Below are 21,813 nucleotides of genomic sequence, written 5' to 3' on the forward strand. Positions count from 1 at the left end.
CTTGTATTTTTGAGTAAGAATAACTAAAATGACTATTAAAGTTAATGGATGAGATTGAATCTATTGAAAAACAAATTAACAATACTAAAAAAAATCTACTTCTGACTGAGGAAAGAATATCTGAATATCCTGAGACTACGAGTGTTCCACTAAAAGACATCAAGAATAAACGAAAGTTAGAGACTAGGTTAAAAAAATTGAGAGCTCAATTAATAGGTCTTGATAAGCATCGCGATCGCTTAAAAGAACGTCGTGATATTCCTCCTTTACTTCCTTACTTTGTTAATCGTAGTAGTCAACAAATTGAACTTAAAGAAGCATTAAAAAAATTGTTCAATCATCCTTATTCTCAGCCACTTTTATGTATAATTCACGGGGATAAATTACAATGTCATGATACATTTTTTCAATTTCTTGAAAAGGAGTTTCTGCCAAAAATATTCAAGGAAAATACCAATATAAATACAAATAATAACTATACAGAATTTATCAAAGAATACCAACTGAAATGGCCGCCGAGAAATACTTCTATAGAAGACTTAAAAAATAGACTAGAACACAATTTAGTAGATACGGTACTTGACAATAAATTTGCTTCAAAAGCAGACATAAATGAGTACCTGGCTAGTATTGGAACAGTTATTATTCACACACATTTGCTCACTGCTGATTTGCAGGAAAATTCATCTATAATTATTGAAAAATTTATAGAATTTTGGCAAGATTGGCCTGAACTTATTCCTAATCAACATCTAATTATTTTCTTGTTTATTAAATACAAAATTGAACCAAAACAAAACTATTTTCAGAAACTACAGAATTGGATTTTTCAGAATCTATTCAAGAATAATTCCAACACTCGAACCGGGAATTATTCTATTCAAAAAAGTATCAAAGATTTGTCTTCCTCTAACTTTACTAAATTTGATAAAATTATCGGGGTAGTTCTGCCCGAACTTCAAGGAATTACGCAAACAGAAGTAGAAGACTGGGCCCGTAGGGAAGAAGTAAAGAATTATTGGGATGAGGAAAATATTCAAGATTTAATTAATATAATTGAGGATATGTTTGAAAAATGGGAGAAACAGCAAGCATCTGATACTATGCCTATGTCTAATTTAGCTATAAAATTGACTGATATTTTGATGGGAAAAATACCTATCAAGGAGGATACTGCATGAATTTTCCATTTTACTTTGGTGACGGAAAACGGAAACCAAATAATACACCAGCTACTCTACCTGTGTCGCGACGAGCCGAATTTATCAAACCAGAAAATTATTTGGCAGATCCTGGTCTTCGCGATGCCTGCAACGTTGCTTTACTCTTGGGTCAACCCTTATTACTTACTGGAGAACCCGGTACTGGCAAGACTTTGTTCTCTTATAGTCTAGCCTGGGAATTGGGTTTTGACGAACCACTGAAGTTTGAAACCAAGTCTACCAGCACTGCCCGGGATTTATTTTACAGCTATGACTCCTTGAAACAATTTCAAGATGCCCAAAACAGTATATTAGACAGAAAACCTCTAGACTATCTGACATACAATGCTTTGGGTCAAGCCATCTTGCTCACTAAAGAGCCCTCTGAAATTGAGAACTTTGTACCTCCAGATTTTTTTCACCCTGGTAAAAGACGCTCTATCGTTCTCATTGACGAAGTAGATAAAGCATCCCGTGATTTTCCTAATGATATCCTCAACGAATTGGAGTATCTATACTTTCGGGTCCGAGAACTGGGCAATATCAAGATTGAAGCTAACTCCAAACTACAGCCTATAGTCGTCATTACCAGCAACTCTGAGAAAGACCTTCCGGATGCATTTTTGCGGCGTTGTGTTTACTACAATATTCCTTTTCCACAAAAAGAGCGCCTTGAGAATATTGTTACCAATAGACTAGGTTTGTACTCTGCTGGTAGTAGTGACTTTCTCCAGGACGCTCTAGATATTTTTTTTCAGCTACGAAAAAGCGGCTTGCGGAAGAAACCGACTACTTCTGAACTTTTGGGTTGGATGATAGCGCTCCAAGAAATTTCAGGCGGTGCAGAAAACCCCCTGGTTCAGTCTGAGCTGGCTCTGCAAACCTTGAGTAATTTGATTAAAACTGCTGAGGATCAAGATAAAGCTAAGGAGATAATGAAGCAATGGGTAAAAAGTCGCCAAAGTTAAGCCCAGGGTGGCTAGAACCAGAACAGTTGATGGAATTCATTGATCAGCTTCGTAGAGAATACAAATACAATATCGGTGTATCCCAATATATTGCAGCTCAAGAGTTGATACTTGCTTTGAGTGCAAAAGGAGAGCAGTTAGAAGAACCCCAGAGGCTTAAAAGTCTTCTCGGTCCCTTGTTATGCAGTTCCCCAGCAGAACAAGAAGATTTCCAACTACGGTTTGACCAATGGATGGAACGTATGGGTTTTACCGTTCGCGAAGTTATTCATGCTGACGAAAATGCTGAGGCTCTTGAACAGGAGTTAAAAAAGATGCGGCAGGAATGGCGATGGCTACGGTGGGTACGTTTAGCGATCGCTGTTTTTCTTGTTATTGTTCTAACCAATTTCCTGATACAGGATTTTTCGGCTTTAACTTCCCGGATGCAGCAGTTTCCCACTCCAACAGTAGATCCCTTGAAACTATTTCCACCTCAAACTCTTCAAGAATGGCGGACTACATTTTTATGGTTAATACTCGTGCCCCCGGTTACATTCTTAGTTTGGAGACTATGGTGGCGTTGGCGTGTGGCTCTATACCTCAACCGTCGTCAGACCAGGCGGCCTCCTGAAATTCAGCGAGTGTCTATATCAGGGCTAAATGAGGAACTATTTCCCAGAGTTTTGTTTTTGCGCATTGCTCAGGGTTTGAGGCGACGTATTCGGGTTCCATCCAATGAACTTGATATTGACAAGACCGTAGAAAAAACTGTCCGGGGAGGAGTTAGGTTTGCCCCAGTATACGGCTACTATAAGCTTCTTCCTGAATACCTGGTTCTGATCGACCGGGCAAACTACAGCGACCACCAGGCGAGACTTGTCAAGGAAATGATTGCTCAATTAACCGAGAACGAAGTCTTAATTATAGGTTACTATTTTGATGGCGACCCCAGGGTATGTTTTCCGGTTACAGGAAAAGGCTCTCCTTGTAAGTTACGGGAAATTTCTTTGAAGTACAGCCAGCATCGGCTCCTCATCTTCTCTGATGCAGAAGGTTTTTTTAATTCCCTGACTGGGGAACTTGAAGCCTGGCTTGATTTATTTTCAAGTTGGTCTCAGCGGGCTGTTTTCACTCCCAAACCTTCGGAACATTGGGGATATCAGGAACTGAAATTATCCCGAGAGTTTATTGTTCTACCTGCAACAAATGATGGGTTAATTGACTTGATACGGAGCATTGAACATGGAAAACTGCCTTATGTGTCTTCAGAAAAAGGTAGGGCACCTTATCCGGAAGCATTGAGAGTGCGGGGGCGGCGCTGGGTTGAGCAAGATCCACCTGAGCCATGGTTGCTGACTAATGTCCTAGGGTCTGTCCGAAACTATCTGGGGGAAGCTGGTTACTATTGGCTGAGTGCTTGTGCTGTATTTCCTGAGTTAAATTGGAATCTCACGGTTTACCTGGGGAATGCTCTTAGTGCTGGTGATGGTCGTTCTTTGCTTCAGGCTTGTCGGCTAACAGTTCTCGCTCGTTTGCCTTGGTTTCGATATGGTTATATGCCTGACTGGCTGCGCTTGTGGTTACTTTCTGAGTTACCTCGCCACCAGGAGGATGAGGTTCGTCAACTGCTTAGAAGTTTCTTGGTGGCAAAACCTGATGAGCAAGGCTCAGTTGGAAGATGGCAATTGGAAATTGCTCGGCAATACAGCAATGTTGTCTCTAGGTTGGTGCAACCACTTCTCCGCTTATTTTCTGGGGAAGCTCCTGAGGATAGTCCTCTGCGGGATTATATTTTTCAGGAGTTTATGGCAGGTCGTAAGGGACTCGCAGTGAGAATGCCGGAAGAGTTACGGGAGGAACTCCGTCGCAAATATTCACAACAAGTAGGATGGTGGTTTTGGTTTCAGTGGGTGTTGGCAAATAGTGTGGGTTTGTTTGTGGGTTTGTTTGTGGGTTTGTTTGTGGGTGGACGGGTTGACAATATTATGGTTAGTTTTCGTATTGCTGTTTTCGGTACTGTTTTCGGTGCTGTTGTGGGATCACTCCAGTGGTGGGTACTTAGAAAACGACTTTCCCAGGCTAGATGGTGGATACTGGCAACTGCCTTGGCATCAGCTATACTATTCTCTACAGCAGAAGTTATGTTGAATGCTGTAAGGGACGTTGTGAGCAATACTGTGATTCAGGTTGTTGTTATATCTTCTGTGGTGGGACTTGTTATCGGATCAGCTCAATGGTTGGTTCTCAGAAAACAACTTTCTCAATCTCACTGGTGGATACTGGCAAGTGTTTTAGGAATAACTGCTACGCTCTTTGCTATTGTTTATTCTTCGCTCTTTGCTATTGTTTATTCTTCGCTCTTTGCTATTGTTTATTCTTCAAGGTTCGAGCTGGGTCTGCTTAAGACTTTTATATCCTTCCTGAGCATTTTCGGCATTATATACGGAGTAATCACTGGATTTGCCTTAGTTTGGCTGCTGCGACAACCGGGCAATTCTGTCATCAACAATAAAAAGTAACATACTTGCGCTGCAGGCTTTAAACATCTCACATCGACGCCTCACATCAGACTCCATTAATTAACCACAATACAAAAAGACAGCACAGACAACCAAACTATTAGGCAAATATCACAGCAACTTTCATATCATTAGACCACAGTAGGGAAATGCAACCCCCCTATCTACAACCTTCCTACAAAGCTTTAGTTATGGCGATGTAGTCAATAAACTTGAAAAGCGCTGTAAAATCCTTGGGTAACTAGGGGATATGATTTTATTATAAACAAGACTTAAGCAAACACCCAGATAATACCCGATCTGTAGGAGGCAAACACCAGAAAACTCCCACTAAATCAGCTATCAGCATTCAGATATCAGCTAGAAAGAGGAATTAGGTTGCAATAAAAATCAAAAGTCAGACACAAAAAAGATGATCAGCTCAACTTAGTAACTTTTCAGCATTCATAATTCACCATTCAGAATTCACCATTCAGCTCGAAAAATAAATTAGCCTCCAAGAACAATTAAAATTCCGACACAGATCTGAGAATTAATGACTAGCAAATATAGCAGTCCTACATCTTATGTAAAATCATTAGACATCTGAACAAAAAACTATTTCTCACACTCCTTCAACATCAGTTTTTCCTGCTGAGAGCCTTCAGCCTTCTGTTTCCAACCTCTTACCTTCTATTGTTTGCCTGAAAGCAGACCCAATATTTCACCCTTCAGATAGGATGAGTAGACCTTTAGTCATATTTAAATAGCTTCTGCTAGTAGCCAAGCAACTTATTTTTTTAACCAATGTACATTTAACTTGCAAGTCATCAAAATAATCAACCTAAATTAGTAGTAAAAATGTAAATTTGTATCTAGTAATAAAACTGTTTTAAAGGTATAATTATCTGGATTTATGCTCACTTAAATTAAAATTTCTGCTTATAATTATATCTAAACAATGCAGTCATGTCAAGACTTATATAAACTTTTTTTCAATCAAAAAAAAAGTAACAATCAATACTAACAATGTTTAAAAAAATATGATAATTTCAAAAGTAAGGTTATAAAGATAACCTCTATTAACGGCAAAAAAAAAGCCATCATATTAATCATAAGAATTACTTAGTTGAAAGAGGGAAATAACTATGAGTCTTAAACCAGGAAAAGCATCAATCTATCTTCAATCTCCTCACCACGTTGTCATCGTTGGAGGTGGATTTGCAGGACTAGAAGCTGCCAAGCAACTTGGGAAAGCACCTGTAAAAGTAACCTTGGTTGACAAAAGAAATTTCCATCTATTTCAACCACTACTTTATCAGGTAGCGACAGGAAGTCTTTCCCCTGGAGATATTGCCTCTCCTCTTCGGGGTGTAGTTGCAGAACAGAAAAACACCCATGTTATTATGGGAGAAGTCGTAGACATCGATCCCGAAGAGAAAAAACTTACCTTACATGATCAAGAATTAAATTATGATTCATTAGTTATAGCCACTGGTGTGAGCCATAACTACTTCGGAAATGATTGGTCAGAAAAAGCTCCCGGACTAAAAACAGTAGAAGATGCATTAGAAATGCGTCGGAGAATATTCGCCTCCTTTGAAGCAGCAGAAAAAGAAACAGACTTAGAAAAACGGAAGGCACTCTTAACCTTTGCTATTGTGGGTGCAGGTCCAACAGGTGTTGAATTAGCTGGTGCTCTAGCAGAACTAGCTCATACCAAATTAAAAGAAGAATATCGTTCTATCAATACCACTGAAGCTAAAATTTATCTGATTCAAAGTGGAGACAGAGTTTTACCCTCCTTCAAGCCTGCTTTATCACAGAAAGCCAGACTAGAACTAGAGAAATTGGGCGTCACAGTAATGACCAAAACACGAGTAACTAATATTGAAAACAATGTAGTTACTGTTAGCTCTGGAGAAACAAAAACCGAAATTCCAGCTCATACAATATTATGGGGAGCAGGAGTTAAAGCATCAAAAGTATCTGAAATCATATCTAACCGTACAGGAGCAAAATTAGACCGTGCAGGCCGTGTGTTTGTCAACAAAGACTTGACAATACCTAATTATTCTGATATATTTGTAATTGGAGACTTAGCCAACTTCTCCCATCAAGGTGACTCCCCAATTCCTGGAGTTGCACCAGCAGCAATGCAGGAAGGATTTTATGTCGCAAAGCTAATTAGAAAGCGCTTGAAAGGTGAAAGTTTAAAGCCATTCTATTATATTGACTATGGTAGTTTAGCTGTTATCGGTCGTCACCAAGCAGTTGTACAGTACAAAGCCATTCGTTTCTCAGGACCTATAGCTTGGCTTGCCTGGTTATTTATTCATATCTACTATATGATAGAATTTGATAACCAATTAATTGTAATGATCCAGTGGGCATGGAGCTACTTTACAGGTCAAGGTGGTGCTCGTCTAATCACTGAAAAATCAATGAAGACACCCAGTTATGAAGAACGTCAAGCTCGCTATACTCCATTAGTACCAAGTAAATCATCTATTGAAACCTAATTGTAGACATTTTTATTAGGTTTAGTTAACCTAGACCATAGTAAAGAAGTCCTCTAAAATATCCTTACAAGATTTTGATGATGACGATCTAGTTCATAACGCGATATCATATCTTGTAAAATAATTTGTGTATAAAATAGTTAAAATTGAGGTAAGCCCTTTTCTATAAGAGCCTTCTGTCTCCTACTTTGCTTCCACAAAGTATAAGTATTCAGGTAGACATCATCCTCAAATATTTTTTAAATTTCTCGTTCTTCCCGACCCCCGACTTCCAACTCCTTATTCCCTCGGAGTTGGTAGATCTAATGATGAATTATAGAATCTATTTGGTATCTTTTTCAAGCTAAATATACTTGCTGAATTAGCTAGTGTATCAAAAATTCGGGTGCTTGTAATGACCAAGTAGAGACTATTTCTGCCAATAGTAACTATAGCTTACTAATTAAGTCTAAAACCATTGACTGACATTAGTAAGTTTTTTTTTATTTGAAAAAAGTATCAGTTTTTCAGTGGGTATTGCTGATGTATGTTAGCATTTTGTGTCCCAGAATAGCCCAAAAATTGAGGAATAAATATACCCCACTACCTCCTAGGTATATCATGTCCGGATAGTTCAGTGATCAAAAAAAAAGCGAACATCAGTGGCAACTCTATTCTCCTGCTCCAGAGCTACCCAGAGCTACATAGCCTCCTGGCAAAATCCTCCAAAGTGTAAATATTCAACCGAACATGATATAATATATACTCCTGACTATGCCCCTCAAAAATTGTCATTAAGGTAAAAGTATAATACCCAATAATTTCTAGAAACCAGAATTTCACAGACCTCTCTAGACCTCTCCATAAAAGCTTCTGAAACCCTGATAACAAAGTTCTAAAACCAGCATTTCTGGAGAGGTTTAACAACTCAAAGTATTAACTTCTGAGATTAACTTTAAATTTATCAACCAAAGCATCCCTAACTTTTTGCTGCAGAGGATCAACATCAGCATCCGTAAGAGTGCGATCGCCAACTCGGTAAATTAACCGAAAAGCTAAACTTCTTTCACCATCGGGCACATTTTCACCCTGATATTCATCAAATAACTCAATAGACTCCAATAACTTACCAGCAGCTCGAGAAATTACCTGTTTAATATCATCCACTGATACCCCAACTGTTACAAAGAAAGCAATATCTCGCGCAGCAGGAGGGAAAGTAGAATAACTACTAAACTTCCGTTTCCAAATATTTCCTTGAGTCATTACCGACACCAATACCCCTAAGTCAAGTTGAAAAACATAAACCTCATCTGGCAACTCTCGCTCCTGCCTTACTTGAGGGTGTAGTTGTCCAAAAATACCCAGATATTTACCTTGCAGCCACAATGACGCTGTCCGACCTGGATGTAGTAGAGAATTCTCTGAGTATGCTTTGTACTCAACCTTCAAATAGAGTCGTTCAAAAACTTGTTCTAAAATACCCTTAGCTTCAAACCAACTCAGAGGTTGTTCCTGACCACCTCTAGTCCAACTTTTACTACCATTACTGATAACTCCAGCGATCGCCTCTGCCTCTTGATATTTTTCAACTTCATTCCAGAATATACGACCAACTTCAAACCCATTTAAAGCTCCATTTCCTTTTTCCAGGTTATATTGAAAAGCATCAATAAGTCCCGTTAATAATTCTGTGCGCAAAGCAGAATATTCTACAAATAGAGGGTTAGCGATCGCTATTTGATTTTCCCCTCCTTGCTTAACCAAAGAATAGTGCATCAACTCTGTCAACCCCGCGCCGCGCAAAGCTGCCCGAATACTACGGACTGCCAACTCTCCTGGAGGCAAATAACCTGCAGCACTTTTACTGGGTAAAGTTTCACAGAAATTATCATACCCATATAAACGTGCAACTTCTTCGATCAAGTCTATTTCCCGTTCTAAGTCTCGATAACGATAAGCAGGTACTGTAACATTCCACCCCACCGCTCCTTTAGCCTCAATTTTACTCAACTCACATCCTAAAGACTTGAGAATACCTTCAACTGCTTCTGGTTGCAGAAAAGATTCATCTAAAGTATTTTCCGAAGGCTTAAGTGGCCCTAAAATTGCATTAATACGCTCTAGACTAAGGGATAACTTACGAGTTGCTGTAATACTATCTGCTTTAGTTGTAAAAGTGTCTTGATAACTCACCTTTCCTCCCGCTAATTCAGTAATTAAATGAATAGCGCGACTACAAGCCAATACTAATTCCGCAGTATTCACCCCCCGTTCAAACCTTGTAGAAGCTTCTGTGCGTAGGCCTTGACTTCGAGCTGAACGACGGATAGCAATAGGAGCAAAAATTGCTGCTTCCAATAATAAATTTGTCGTCTGATCGCTCACCTCAGTTTCTTCACCACCCATAACTCCTGCCAAAGCCACTGGTTTCTCATTCGCCGTAATTAATAAAGTTTCAGTTTCCAGGGTGCGCTTCTGACTGTCCAAAGTTATGAGTTCCTCATTTTCATTAGCATAACGAACTCCAATTGTCAATAACTTATGTCCTATGATCTGCTGAATTTTATCTTGATCAAACCCATGAAGTGGCTGACCCCACTCTAACAGAATATAGTTAGTGATATCCACCACATTATTGATAGCTCTAATACCTGTAGCTTCTAATCGTTCTTTTAACCATTTTGGTGAAGGACCAATCTTTACTCCTTCGATAACAGTACCAATATAAATAGGGCAAGCACTTGATGCCGAGATATCTATTTTGATACTACTATCCCCCTCTTCATCTGGAATCAAAATTTCAGAAACATCTGGTATTCTTAGAGATGCTCCGGTCAGGGCCGCAACTTCACGAGCTACACCAATCATACTCAAAGCATCAGCACGATTTGCCGTTGTTGTCAAGTCTAAAATTACATCATCCAGACCAAGTAAAGGCCCCACATCACTCCCCAACTCTGGGTTTTCCAGATCAAATATATGAATACCTTCAGAATCTTTTGTTAAGCCCAGTTCTGACAAAGAGCAAATCATTCCTTCGGAGTGGACTCCCCGGAGTTTACTTTTTTTAATCTTTAAGTCAATGGCGGGCAAATAAGTACCGATGGTAGCTACTGGGACATAGATATCTGCTGTGGCGTTAGAAGCTCCACAAACAATATTTAATGGGTCTGACTTACCAATGTCCACTTGGCAAACTTTAAGCTTATTGGCATTGGGGTGCTTGTCAGCTTCCAGTATTTTTCCTAATACTACCCCTGCTGACCAAGTGCTTCGATCTTCTATTTCTTCTACCTCAAAGCCTGCCATTGTCAAAGTTTCAGCTAACTCTTCTGGAGTAATATTGATATCTACCAGTTCTTCGAGCCATTTCAGAGAGATACGCATTCTTTAATAATTCCCAATTTTTAGTTATAATAGTGGTGTATGTAAATTTATTTTGCGGGTATCCCCCGAACCCTCTCCTACAAGGTAAATTCCCTGCTCAGGAAGGGGTTTAGATTTTTTCGACCTTTTAAAGTTAGATACGCGCTTTCAGAGCAAATATCTCCCTCTATTAGGCCATGTTTATAACTTCAATTAACATTTTATCTCTCATGATGTCGTGGTTTTCATCAAGTCAGAAGTTGTTTTGATCATGGGAATAACCAACTTAAAACTCACAAATTAGACAACTTTATTTGTAGGGTACCTATTGAAAGCTAAAATGTAGGCTATTAAAGGGATTTAATAATTTATTGCCCAATTAATTATTAAATCCCCAAATTTTTCAGAATATTTTCCACTCCATTTACTAAATTCACATAACTTTCATAAGTTTTGATTAAATATATCCAAAAATTATCAAGGACTTGCTACTTGCTATAAATGTAATTTATCAAAACTCAAACATCAGGGCAAACCCATTTTGTCAATAAACTGGGGATTATTTTTAAGTTATTCATAGTTTTAAGTTATTCATAGTTTATTGTGCTTGTTGGTAATAGACTGTCCACATTATGGCGCTAATAAAATAATTTAAATAATTCAAATAATTTAAATAACTCAAAACACGATAATATAAAGTTAACAGGATTTACCACGCCTGGTAGATGATATCCTATCTGTAGGGAGTGAATGCTTTATGTCCCTGGATATCGTCGTTGGTGCGTAAGTCCTGAATAAGTAAATTAGTAGGTTGACGTCCTCCCCGCCCTTTAGGCACGGGGAGGAATTTCTACTTAGTAGTAGCTCCGAGTCCATTTAAAGTCTCTAAGTCTTGAAATGCCCGAAGGCAACTTACTAAAAATTCTTGTTGGTATTTATATGTGCCTTCATTGCGGGAGCTTCTCCGAAACCTGAAAGCTTTTCAAGTTCAATTCTTAACTTCGGATAGTTTCCTATAACCTCTTCTTTTCTACAATATTTAGAGATAAGGCGGGTATTTGAACCCTAATTATTAAAAAATTCAAAGTTGTCCAATGGGCAGGAGAGGCTTTAAACCCAATTTTTTATTCAAACCAATTTCAAGCATACTTAGGGTTTGCTCAAAAAAAACTAAAAGTATGAAAAATAAAGACTTTAGCCTTTACGTCTGCGCACCTTGAAGTTATAATCTCAAAATTGAGAATTTTGAGGTGTTTCGATCAGAAACAGGTCGGGACAATACTCCCTACTATATCCTTTATAATCCTTATTTATCCTCATTTTGTGTCTTATATCTTTACTCATTAAGGCAAATTTTAGCAAGCCTTACTTATTTTTTTGTTCTAGTTTACCTTTGTAAAAACTGCTATACTATTGAATAGTTATAGTTTAAAAATATAAGAAAAATGTCTTTTTTAGTTAGTATTATAATCATAACTTGAGATATAAAATCATTAAAAAAAGTTCCCAGCTAAGTTGCAATCAAAATTATTTTATGGGAGATATGTTTTGATAACAACTATAGATTTTGATTGATATAATAGATAAGTATAATGTTATTCTGACCAAAAAAAATTAGGTCTAGGTCTTCAGCTTCCTTTCTGTGAATAGGGATTAAAAAAAAATATTCGATTCAGTATTTTAAGGATCTGGCTTCAACAGTCTGCACTAATAACTGATAACTGGAATGAAAAGATTGGTCATTTAAATAAAAAAAATTAATAATATTATTATATTTAAGATGAGCTATTGTATAAATCCTGCCTGTCCTCAACCTCAAAATTTAAATAGTGTTAATAAATGTACTGCCTGTGGTTCACAGTTAATTTTGCGCGATCGCTATAAAATTATTAAACCTATTGGGAAAGGAGGTTTCGGAGTAACTTTTCTAGCCAAGGATATATCTTTGCCAGGAGCTCCCATTTGTGTAATTAAAGAACTACGGCCATCTAGTACAAAAGCAAGTGAATTAGAAATGGCTAGAAAACTATTTCAGCGAGAAGCAGAAACACTAGGAAAAATTGGCCATCATCCCCAAGTTCCCAGATTATTAGATTATTTTGAATGGAAGAAACGTTTTCATCTAGTTCAAGAATATGTAAGTGGTTTAACCTTAAAACAGGAGGTCAAAAAACAGGGAATATTTACTGAAGAACAAGGGAAAAAGTTTCTAATTGAAGTGTTGTCAGTCATAGATTATATACACACTCAAGGAGTAATTCACCGAGATATTAAACCTACAAATATTATTCGGCGGAGTGAAGATGGTCATTTAGTTCTGATAGACTTTGGTGCTGTCAAAGATCATGTGAACCAAACTTATATATCAGGTGGTACAGGAGAAACTGCTTTTACAAATATCTCTATAGGTACTTCAGGTTTTTCACCACCAGAACAAGTGCTTTTGCGACCTGTATATGCAAGTGATATATATGCTTTGGGAGTAACTACCATTTTCTTACTGACGGGAAAAACTCCAAATAATCTTGGTTATAATCAGGTTAATGGCGAAATTCTCTGGCATTCTCAAGTTAATGTTAGTGATATGTTTAGGGAAATCTTGAAAAAAATGCTAGAAGTTTCTGTAGAAGATCGCTTCCAGTCAGCAGAAGAACTTTTAGCAGCTTTGAAGACAAAACAACCTGAGAAAAAACAGGTACAACCCAGACTAGATGATGCTGTTAAAACTATATTTAGAGATGAAATTACAGTTTTTAATGACAATAAAGATAATTTTTCATCGATGTCTGCCAATATTAAAATTGCTCAAAAAATTCGGCAACGCAAATATGGTTTAGAAAAAAACTCTACAAATCAAGTTCTACCTAATTCTGTGAAGACGAAGCCCAAACATATTGAAGGATATTTGACGGTAGTACCTCCAAAAAGCAAAGCAACTAATACAACACAATTGGGTAATGAAACTCCTATAAAATGGACTGCGGCGACCTTGCGCAGTGCTTATATGAAAGGTAGAAGAGATTTTGCTGAGTGTAATTTAATTCGCTTGAATTTGTGCAATGCTAAGTTATCTGGAGCTAATTTTTATGGGGCAAATTTGGGTGGAGCTAATTTGCAAGGTGCAGATTTATCTGATTCTAATTTTGGTCATGCTAATTTAACTAATACTATCCTGAAAAATGCAACTCTGACTAAAGCTTATTTAAGTACAGCCAGTTTGGCAAATTCTAATTTGCAGAACGCAAATATGAAAAATACTTATTTGAGTGGCGCAAATTTAGGGGGTGCTAATTTGTATGGTGCTAATCTCACAAATGCAATAGTGAGCGATCGTCAACTTGAGACAGCAAAAACTAATTGGTGGACGATTTTTCCTAATGGTAAAAGAGGTTCGATATTCTAAAATAGAATTGATTATATAAGCTTACTCCCATAGACCTCTTTTAAATCAAAAAAAATTTAGGTATAATTGTAGTGAAAATATTGTCAAGGCACTTAGTAATCCTAAATATTATCTAAAATTATATGCTTTACTTAAAAAATAACTCCAACTCCTATGACTTCAGCACAAGTGTCTTGGTGCTTCAGGCCTTAAATCAGTAGATTTTTTTTGACTTTGGGAACAAAATCATGAGAAACTTTCAGTGATTCTCTGATTTAATGATCAGAATATCTTTACTCTAGCCATTTTAGCTACCAAAGTTCTTCTGATTTATTTGGCCTCTTTTGTCTGATTAATAACATGATTGAAGTTATCATAAATAACTATTAACTTTGGCCTCAATTAGATTGTCAGAAAAAATATTCTCTTTGAGAATTTAATGGTGATCAAGCTGATAGCATAAAATATTATCGCTTCATCGTCCCAAAGATTTCCTTGAAACTCTTCCGACGGCCAATAGTTGGTAGAAGTAGAACTAAATGCTTGTGGAAAAGAAGCTCAAAAGTAGCTCTTAATAAGCAATAACTAAGCTTAAGGGAAACCCTGAGAAGCAAGCACCTCTCGTTGTCTATACTTTTAACAGTGAGAGTGCCAAAATCTAATAGTTGAATTTTAGGAATGACAGTATAGGCATGGCATCCATTAGCGATATCCATCAACAATTAATCAGTAAGCAACGCTCTGCTGTAGAAATTACCCAAGAAGCTCTCGAAAATATCAACCAATTGGAGCCGAAGTTAAAAAGCTTTATCTGTGTTACAGCAGAAAAGGCCATTGCTCAGGCCCGTCAGGTGGATGCAAAGATTGCTGCAGGAGAGAAAATTGGACTACTAACAGGGATTCCGATCGCTGTAAAGGATAATATATGTACTAGGGGTATCCCTACTACTTGTGGGTCTAAGATTTTACAAAACTTTATTCCCCCTTATGAATCTACGGTAACTCAAAAACTTGTGGATGCTGGGGCAATAATTTTAGGCAAGACCAATTTAGATGAATTTGGTATGGGCAGTTCAACAGAAAATTCTGCCTATCAAGTCACGACTAACCCGTGGGATAACACTCGAGTTCCTGGTGGATCTTCGGGAGGGTCAGCAGCAGCAGTAGCATCGGCAGAATCTGTAGTAGCATTGGGTTCAGATACAGGTGGGTCGATTCGTCAACCAGCATCTTTTTGTGGAGTGGTAGGAATTAAGCCTACTTATGGTCTGGTTTCTCGCTATGGGTTAGTGGCTTATGCTTCTTCTATGGATCAAATAGGGCCGTTGAGTAGAACTGTGAAAGATTCTGCTATTTTATTGCAGGCGATCGCTGGTTATGACCCTAAAGATTCTACTAGTCTTAATGTCCCTGTCCCAGATTACACTAAAAACCTCACACCTAATTTAAGACCTAAAGGGCAAATTAGAATTGGTCTCATTCAAGAGACTTTTGGTGATGGTTTAGACTCATCTGTTCTTCAAGCTTTTACTAAGGCAGTGGAACTAATGCAGGAGTTGGGGGCAGAAATTCAGGTAATTTCTTGTCCTAGATTTAGTTACGGTTTACCTACTTATTATGTTATTGCTCCATCGGAGGCTTCGGCAAATTTAGCCCGCTATGATGGGGTCAAATATGGTTTCCGTGCTAGTGAGTCGGAAAACCTCTTGAATATGTATGCTAAGACTCGTTCTGAAGGTTTTGGTTCAGAAGTTAAACGCCGAATTATGATTGGTACTTATGCTTTATCGGCTGGATATTATGATGCTTATTATCTGAAAGCTCAAAAAGTTCGGACTTTAATTAAGGAAGATTTTGATAAAGCTTTTGCTAAAGTAGATATTTTGGCTTGCCCCACTTCTCCAACTACAGCATTTAAGCTGGGTGAAAAAAGTGATAATCCACTGAGTATGTATTTGTCTGACTTAATGACTATTCCAGTTAATTTGGCTGGTTTACCTGCTTTGAGTTTACCCTGTGGCTTTGATCAACAAGGGTTGCCTATTGGTATGCAATTGATAAGTAATGTTTTGAAAGAAGATTTACTATTTGAAGCAGCTTATGTTTATGAACAAGCTAATAATTGGTATAAATTCCAACCTCAGCTTTAAAAATTTAGTTTTGAGTTTTGAGTTTTTATTGATTAGGTTTGAAGTGTTCATAATAGTGTGTTAGTTAATAGCTGCAATTGGAGCTTAGGAGTTAGGCACACGTTGGGAATAATTAAGTAGTTGTGCTAAGTTAATTACACATCTATACTATACAAGTTAAATTATTTGCTATATTGTAAGATTAGGTAATTCGGGGTTTGCTCACAAAATGAAAGGATTTACCTAAATCTTACTAAGGGCTTTGTTTATTTGTATAAAAAATGTATAAGAAGTTGGTACGAGGATGTTGAAAATTGAGGATTTTCATTCAGCTATTAAAACTAGAAAAATTGAAAGAAAATTCTTCCAATCACATCCTCTTGCTCTTGAATTTTCATTTATCTGTGCCTCTGTGGGTCACTCAATTAGTTCATATCTACCTGCCTCCTAACCTCACTCATGAAACTTATTCAGTAAGTCCTAATAAAATAGGTAAATAATTTTGCTGATGCACTCAACAATATTAACAAGTATAAACAGGAATATACTAAGAGCTTCCATTTACATAATTTGTGAAAAATTAACAAAAAATACCTATAAGTTTTGATAGTTATATAATTTTTTTATCTCTCAAAATAATTTGCTTTGAAAGCAAGAAAATGAATGAAAAAAAGAAGTATTAATATTCTTTTTGCCGACTTATTGACTAGACTGACAATATAATAAAAATTTTTGAAGTTTCTCTAAAATATTAATAGTGAAAAACTGAGGCTGATAATTATTCTAATCTGGTATTAGCTGTGAAATTATTATGAATGGGGTAGAAGAATATACAATATATTTTGTAATGGTACTTAATTAATTAAGGGGACATAATTTAATTATCAACTTTTGTTATTTAGATTATGAAGTTGGTCTGAAAGCGCTTTCGGTTGTTATAAGATAAGGATACGGGGGCAAGATGCCTGCAATACATGATTTTCACTATTACTTTATACATCATTTGCCCGATCGGATGTCTTAGTTGTTGGGATAGTTACTATTATTACTATGGAAGTAGTCACTATTTCTGAAAGACTCATTCATAAAAGAACTAAACTTAAACTATTTATTAAAAACTTTTTTACTTGAGCGAAAATTAACATAATTAGTAGAGCGTTAATCGTGCAAAAAGGTTACTCTATTTGTGTTAATTCTTTAAATTTTATGAAGTTTTATAAAAAGTTTGCATTAATTTACGGGAATTGTTGTTGCAGTGGCGTTTTCTAGATATAGAGGAAGGCTGCAAATGTTACTGATCAATAGTCTCAAAATAATAGTAATTAGCCCAAGTTATCAATGTTACAAAAAAAATTATGATGTCCAAGTCTAATAAAATATTAATAATTATTAGTAGGGTGAATCAAAATTTATTCAAACTAATTAGAGCTGCTTTTTTTTCAACTTAGTTTGTTTAGTCTATCAAGCTCACCTTGGTTAGGTTAGAGTTCTATTTGACTGCAAAAAATAAGCTCTTTTGACTTTAAAGTCTATGTTCATTTTTCTGGCCAGGCCTTAGCTAATAGGAAACCCCGGGTATAAAGGTTGGGAAGTTATGGCTCAGTCCTTTATTTAGGAAGGGCTGTAATTTGAAAAAATATCTTCTTACTAAGGCGCGTTTTTTATGAATGCTTAAGTTTATGAGATACACTATGGAGAAAAAGTAGTCTAGTAATCTTGACAAAATAATTATCTTGTGATATAGTCGACAGACTGTATTAAAGGGGTTATTCAAAATAAATATAATACAACGACTATAAACAATCAATTAGGAGACTATACCTAAGATGAGTTTACTAAATAAGGTATTTGAAGCTTACAATGGACATCGGGTTATGTTTTCACAACCTGAAGCAATAGCTGCAATTGCAGCGTCTGCAATTGCTTCAGATGGTTATCTTTTAGAACAAGAAACAGAGCTGGTTATAACACTTTTATCTCAAATGGAAGTATTTAAAGGCTATTCAGAAAAACAAATTACGAATATGCTTAATAGGTTGTTAAGTACACTCAGCGTCAAAGGAATTAATAATGTAGTAGCGATAGCTAATGATTCACTACATCCGGAGTACAAAGAAGCAGTTTTTATGTTAGCTACTGAAATAATTTTAGTAGATGGGGTTTTATGTGGTAAAGAACAAGCGTTTTTAATTGATTTGTTTCAGGTATTGGAAATCTCTTCAGAAAGGGCTTCACAAATTTTTACCTCTAAATCAGAGGCCTATCGGGTTACTAATAAGAAATCTAAAAACTATAGAATTAATCAAGGTTCTCTTAAGTAGATGAGAATATAGTTTGATCATAAAATTACGAACATAGATATACTAGATAACTTAAGGATCATTTCTTATTGATTAATTTATTTACATGAAATAATTTTTTCATAGGCTTGAATGGTTTGTGTGGCGATCGCTTGCCAACTATAATTATTTTTCGCTAACTCTTGAGCATTCAAACCCCGGCGTTTTCTCTCTGCTTCATCCTGCAAAGCTAATTTCATTAAAGCAGCCATGTCTTCTGTTTTGCAACCACCAACCCAACCTGCTTCTGCATTTGCTACATCTTGATAAATATAAACTTGGTCTGAAATCACTACGGGGGTACCTGCTATCATAGCCTCTGCTACTGCAATACCAAAGTTTTCATAATAAGAAGGTAGTACAAATAAATCAGCAATTCTTAATAAACTTGTCTTTATTTCCCCTGTAACAAACCCCATTATTTTGGTAAACTTAGCAATAGGTGAAGCCTTTATTTGTGAGTAAATTTGTGCCTCATAATTAGGATCTTGAGGATTTGCACCTGCTAAGATAAATTGAAAATCTACCCCTTGTGCTAACAATTTTTCTAAAGCAGGTAATAATAAATCTAGTCCTTTTTTTGGTTCAATGCGAGACATAAATAAAATTATGGGATGTTTCACTTCTACTCCTTGAGATCGGAGACTATTAACTAAATTTTCATCTTGAATATTCTCTAGAGTATTGACTCCATTGGGAATTACTAAGTCTTTTGTAGATAAGCCAAATCTTTCGGAAACTTTTGCCTCTTGTGTTGTGGTAAAATGAAGGGCAGCAGCATGAGCAATATTCCGCTTTTCTAAGAGAGAAACATAAATTTTTTTGAGTTGTTTTTTCTTGCGTAGATCAGCGGGGTCTAAGGTTCCTAATGGTCTTAAAATATAGGGTAAGTTATTGGTTCTAGCAACAGTTGCAGCTATGGTTGTTACTGGTGAAAAAAGAGCATGAATATGAGCTAAATCAAATTCAGTAGCGTGTTCATTTAACCATTGTAATAATTGTAGAGAAAATTTATAACGACGAAACGGAGAACAAGGAAAATAACGAATTTGATAACCATTTTGTTTGACAGGTTTATTGATAGGAACATCTAAGGGTGGCTGACCAGTGTCTCCATTAGAATTTGTGGTGAGAATGGTAACATCTATGTTCTGAGTGGCAAGAGCGGTAGAAAGTCCTATAACCATTTGACTCGGACCGCCATAAACAAGAGATATAGATGGTAATATTTGTACTATTCGCATAACTTTGTCTGGTTTTTCTATATATATAAATGAAATGCTATATAAAACTGATATAATTCCAGTGATATCTACTCACTAAGTAGGGTGCACCTAGGGCCTCTGCCAGCTCTTGCGTTTTCTGATGCATAGCAGGCAATAACACTGAGAGCATTACAAGCTCTGCGATCGCCCCGACGGCAAAAACGTCCTAGGTTCCTTGGGCCGCCACTTTGGTTAATTAGGGCTAAAAAATTACAGGCGCGAGTATTATTTCGCTGTCGGCAATAATAGTTGATCTGAGCAATGCCTCCTTGAGTGGCAGTGTTAACTAAGTTGCAAGCTCGTGAATTTCCCTCCCCGCAAAGAATGCCTAAGGCCGCGCAGCTCTGCACATTTCCGTTTTTGTAGCAACTTTCGTAAAAGTTGTTAAGTTGATTTGATTTTGCAGGTAATATTACGGATAGGAGTGTAGCAACACTAAGCATTCCCAGAAATATCCATTTCATATTTGATAACTGAACTATTTGGATGTGCTCTGAGCATAATAACATGAAAATATGGTTGCTTCCATAGAATTTTTCATTGGTTCACCCTAAAGTTTATTACTTTGTAGCTTGGCTTGAGGTCACTAAACCCAAAAAAGCTAGATAATACCGCTGCAGCAGGAAATTTCAGGAAAAAGAAAAACAGGGTACACAGCAAAAGGGGAAAGGATAAAAGGTTTATTACTTTGTAGTTTGGGTTGAGTTCGCCAAACCCAACAAAGATAGATAATACTGTCGCTGCAGGAAATTTCAGGAAAAAGAAAAACAGGGTAAAGGGCTGAAGGGGAAAAGAGAAAAGGGTTAAAGAGTTCTCCCGCCGTCGCAGACTACACGAAAACCGATAACGTCGTAGTGGACGTCGCGCCCAGCAGAGTTGTAGCGAATCGCAGAACGGCAATCATTAGGAATGTTGACCCAGGAACCGCCCCGCAGCGGTGAACGTTTTTTATTTCCATTTAGCCAAACACTGCCATCTGTAGGAGCATTTTCATAATTATCATGCCACTCATCAGCACACCATTCCCAGACATTCCCGTGCATATCGCTCAACCCAAAAGAATTAGCTACTTTAAAATAACCTACAGGTGTAGTTTCCTGACGATATTCTCCTTTGAGTCCTCTGCCGTAAGAACCTTCATCGCCTGTCCCGTCATAGTTGGCTAAGTCTGTAGTAATAGTTTCTCCAAAATGAAAGGGAGTTGTAGTTCCAGCACGACAGGCATATTCCCATTCAGCTTCCCTTGGTAGTCTATAATTTCTTCGAGTTAGTTTTGAAAGTCGTTGGCAGAATTCTACTGCTTCGTACCAATTCACTCGCTCTACTGGTCTTTGCCATCTATCTATATCTTGGTACGGTTTTTTAAAGTAAGATGGATCTGGGTCTAAATCTTGTTTTTCTTTCAGGTCTGCTCGGGAGGCGATCGCTCTCCACTGTCCTTGAGTAACAGGATAACGGCCCATGAGAAACTCGGAGATAGTTACATTATGTTGGGGTCTTTCATTATTTCTACTTCCTTCTTCAGATTTTGGTGCGCCCATTGTAAAGGTGCCACTAGGAATTAAAAACATTTCCAGAGGCACCTCAGCATATTCTCTGTAACCTCGAATTTTTTGTTTTTGACGTTTTATGATAGGTGTTGTCGCCATGTAACTACTTTTGCAAATGTTGGGGGGGCTGAAGGAATTTTCAGTTTTACTCTATGTTGCTTAAAGTTTCCTCACCTAATTTTACCTTGAAGATAATCTTTTTGCAATTTTTTTAGTCTTTTTCTTCCAGGATGGAGATCACTGTTTCTAACTCAAATTGTTTGAGGAAAAACTCTAGAGTCTAGAAATATAGACTTAGGTTTAAATGCTTTTTATACGGTACAGAAATTGTTTGCAAACCTGTACAGAAGAGCAGGGAATTTACTCACCCCCAACCCCGACGTGGAGGGAAGGTCAAATTATTAGTCGTTATATCTCCGACTATAAATTTATGACTTTTGGGGAATCTTTCAATTATTGGGACATAGTATTTGACTAAATCATAGGTTTTTTGGACAACTGATAATTCTTTCATTTTTTTTTACTTTAGGGTTTTGTCATTTGTCGAAAATTTAAGACACTTGACACTTGGACATCAAAAAAATTTTTCCCGCTTCGCGGGAGGTAAAGGAAAAAGAAACATAGTGTA

At 37.0% G+C, this 21,813-nt stretch carries 12 protein-coding genes; 7 read left to right on the top strand and 5 right to left on the bottom strand.

Annotation, left to right across the window (positions count from 1 at the left end; translation table 11 throughout):
- The first annotated feature begins 44 nt into the window (after nt 1-44).
- The 4 genes from TERY_RS09765 (at nt 45) to TERY_RS09780 (ending at nt 7,172) form a co-directional block, all read left to right on the top strand.
- Complete coding sequence (locus tag TERY_RS09765) at nt 45-1,181, top strand: hypothetical protein (RefSeq protein WP_011611671.1); 1,137 nt, start codon at nt 45-47, stop codon at nt 1,179-1,181.
- Nucleotides 1,178-2,170: an AAA family ATPase gene (locus tag TERY_RS09770; RefSeq protein WP_011611672.1), complete on the top strand. Its 993-nt coding sequence runs from the start codon at nt 1,178-1,180 to the stop codon at nt 2,168-2,170. The genes TERY_RS09765 and TERY_RS09770 overlap by 4 nt, the downstream gene beginning before the upstream one ends.
- Nucleotides 2,146-4,671, top strand: coding sequence for a hypothetical protein (locus TERY_RS25150; RefSeq protein WP_011611673.1), 2,526 nt, complete (start codon nt 2,146-2,148; stop codon nt 4,669-4,671). Before TERY_RS09770 ends, TERY_RS25150 begins: the two co-directional genes overlap by 25 nt.
- A 1,127-nt stretch (nt 4,672-5,798) precedes the next feature.
- A complete protein-coding gene (locus TERY_RS09780; protein ID WP_011611674.1) occupies nt 5,799-7,172 on the top strand; it encodes an FAD-dependent oxidoreductase in 1,374 nt (457 codons plus the stop codon).
- A 915-nt stretch (nt 7,173-8,087) separates the two neighbouring features.
- Here TERY_RS09780 and pheT read toward each other — a convergent pair.
- Entirely contained in the window at nt 8,088-10,541 is a 2,454-nt protein-coding gene (pheT, locus tag TERY_RS09785; protein WP_011611675.1) for a phenylalanine--tRNA ligase subunit beta, read from the bottom strand.
- Between the two features lie 1,759 nt (nt 10,542-12,300).
- Here pheT and TERY_RS09790 point away from each other — a divergent pair.
- The 3 genes from TERY_RS09790 to TERY_RS09800 all read left to right on the top strand — a co-directional run bounded on the left by TERY_RS09790 (nt 12,301) and on the right by TERY_RS09800 (nt 18,352).
- Nucleotides 12,301-13,923, top strand: coding sequence for a protein kinase domain-containing protein (locus TERY_RS09790; protein ID WP_011611676.1), 1,623 nt, complete (start codon nt 12,301-12,303; stop codon nt 13,921-13,923).
- Between the two features lie 671 nt (nt 13,924-14,594).
- The gene (gene gatA, locus TERY_RS09795; RefSeq protein WP_011611677.1) at nt 14,595-16,052 is read left to right on the top strand and encodes an Asp-tRNA(Asn)/Glu-tRNA(Gln) amidotransferase subunit GatA; all 1,458 of its coding nucleotides are present in this window, start codon (nt 14,595-14,597) and stop codon (nt 16,050-16,052) included.
- Between the two features lie 1,853 nt (nt 16,053-17,905).
- Nucleotides 17,906-18,352, top strand: coding sequence for a tellurite resistance TerB family protein (locus TERY_RS09800; protein ID WP_196797267.1), 447 nt, complete (start codon nt 17,906-17,908; stop codon nt 18,350-18,352).
- Between the two features lie 77 nt (nt 18,353-18,429).
- On the opposite strand, the gene hpsP is transcribed toward TERY_RS09800, so the two are convergent.
- The 4 genes from hpsP to TERY_RS32840 all read right to left on the bottom strand — a co-directional run bounded on the left by hpsP (nt 18,430) and on the right by TERY_RS32840 (nt 21,699).
- Nucleotides 18,430-19,614, bottom strand: a complete 1,185-nt coding sequence (gene hpsP, locus TERY_RS09805) for a hormogonium polysaccharide biosynthesis glycosyltransferase HpsP (protein ID WP_011611679.1) — start codon at nt 19,612-19,614, stop codon at nt 18,430-18,432.
- 68 nt (nt 19,615-19,682) lie between these two features.
- Complete coding sequence (locus tag TERY_RS09810; protein WP_044136677.1) at nt 19,683-20,099, bottom strand: hypothetical protein; 417 nt, start codon at nt 20,097-20,099, stop codon at nt 19,683-19,685.
- Between the two features lie 339 nt (nt 20,100-20,438).
- Entirely contained in the window at nt 20,439-21,284 is an 846-nt protein-coding gene (locus TERY_RS09815) for an SUMF1/EgtB/PvdO family nonheme iron enzyme (RefSeq protein WP_011611681.1), read from the bottom strand.
- Between the two features lie 265 nt (nt 21,285-21,549).
- Nucleotides 21,550-21,699 (bottom strand): four helix bundle protein, encoded by a 150-nt coding sequence (locus TERY_RS32840; RefSeq protein ID WP_011611682.1) that lies wholly within the window; start codon nt 21,697-21,699, stop codon nt 21,550-21,552.
- Nucleotides 21,700-21,813: the final 114 nt, after the last annotated feature.

The organism is Trichodesmium erythraeum IMS101 (genome assembly GCF_000014265.1).
Lineage (GTDB): Bacteria > Cyanobacteriota > Cyanobacteriia > Cyanobacteriales > Microcoleaceae > Trichodesmium > Trichodesmium erythraeum.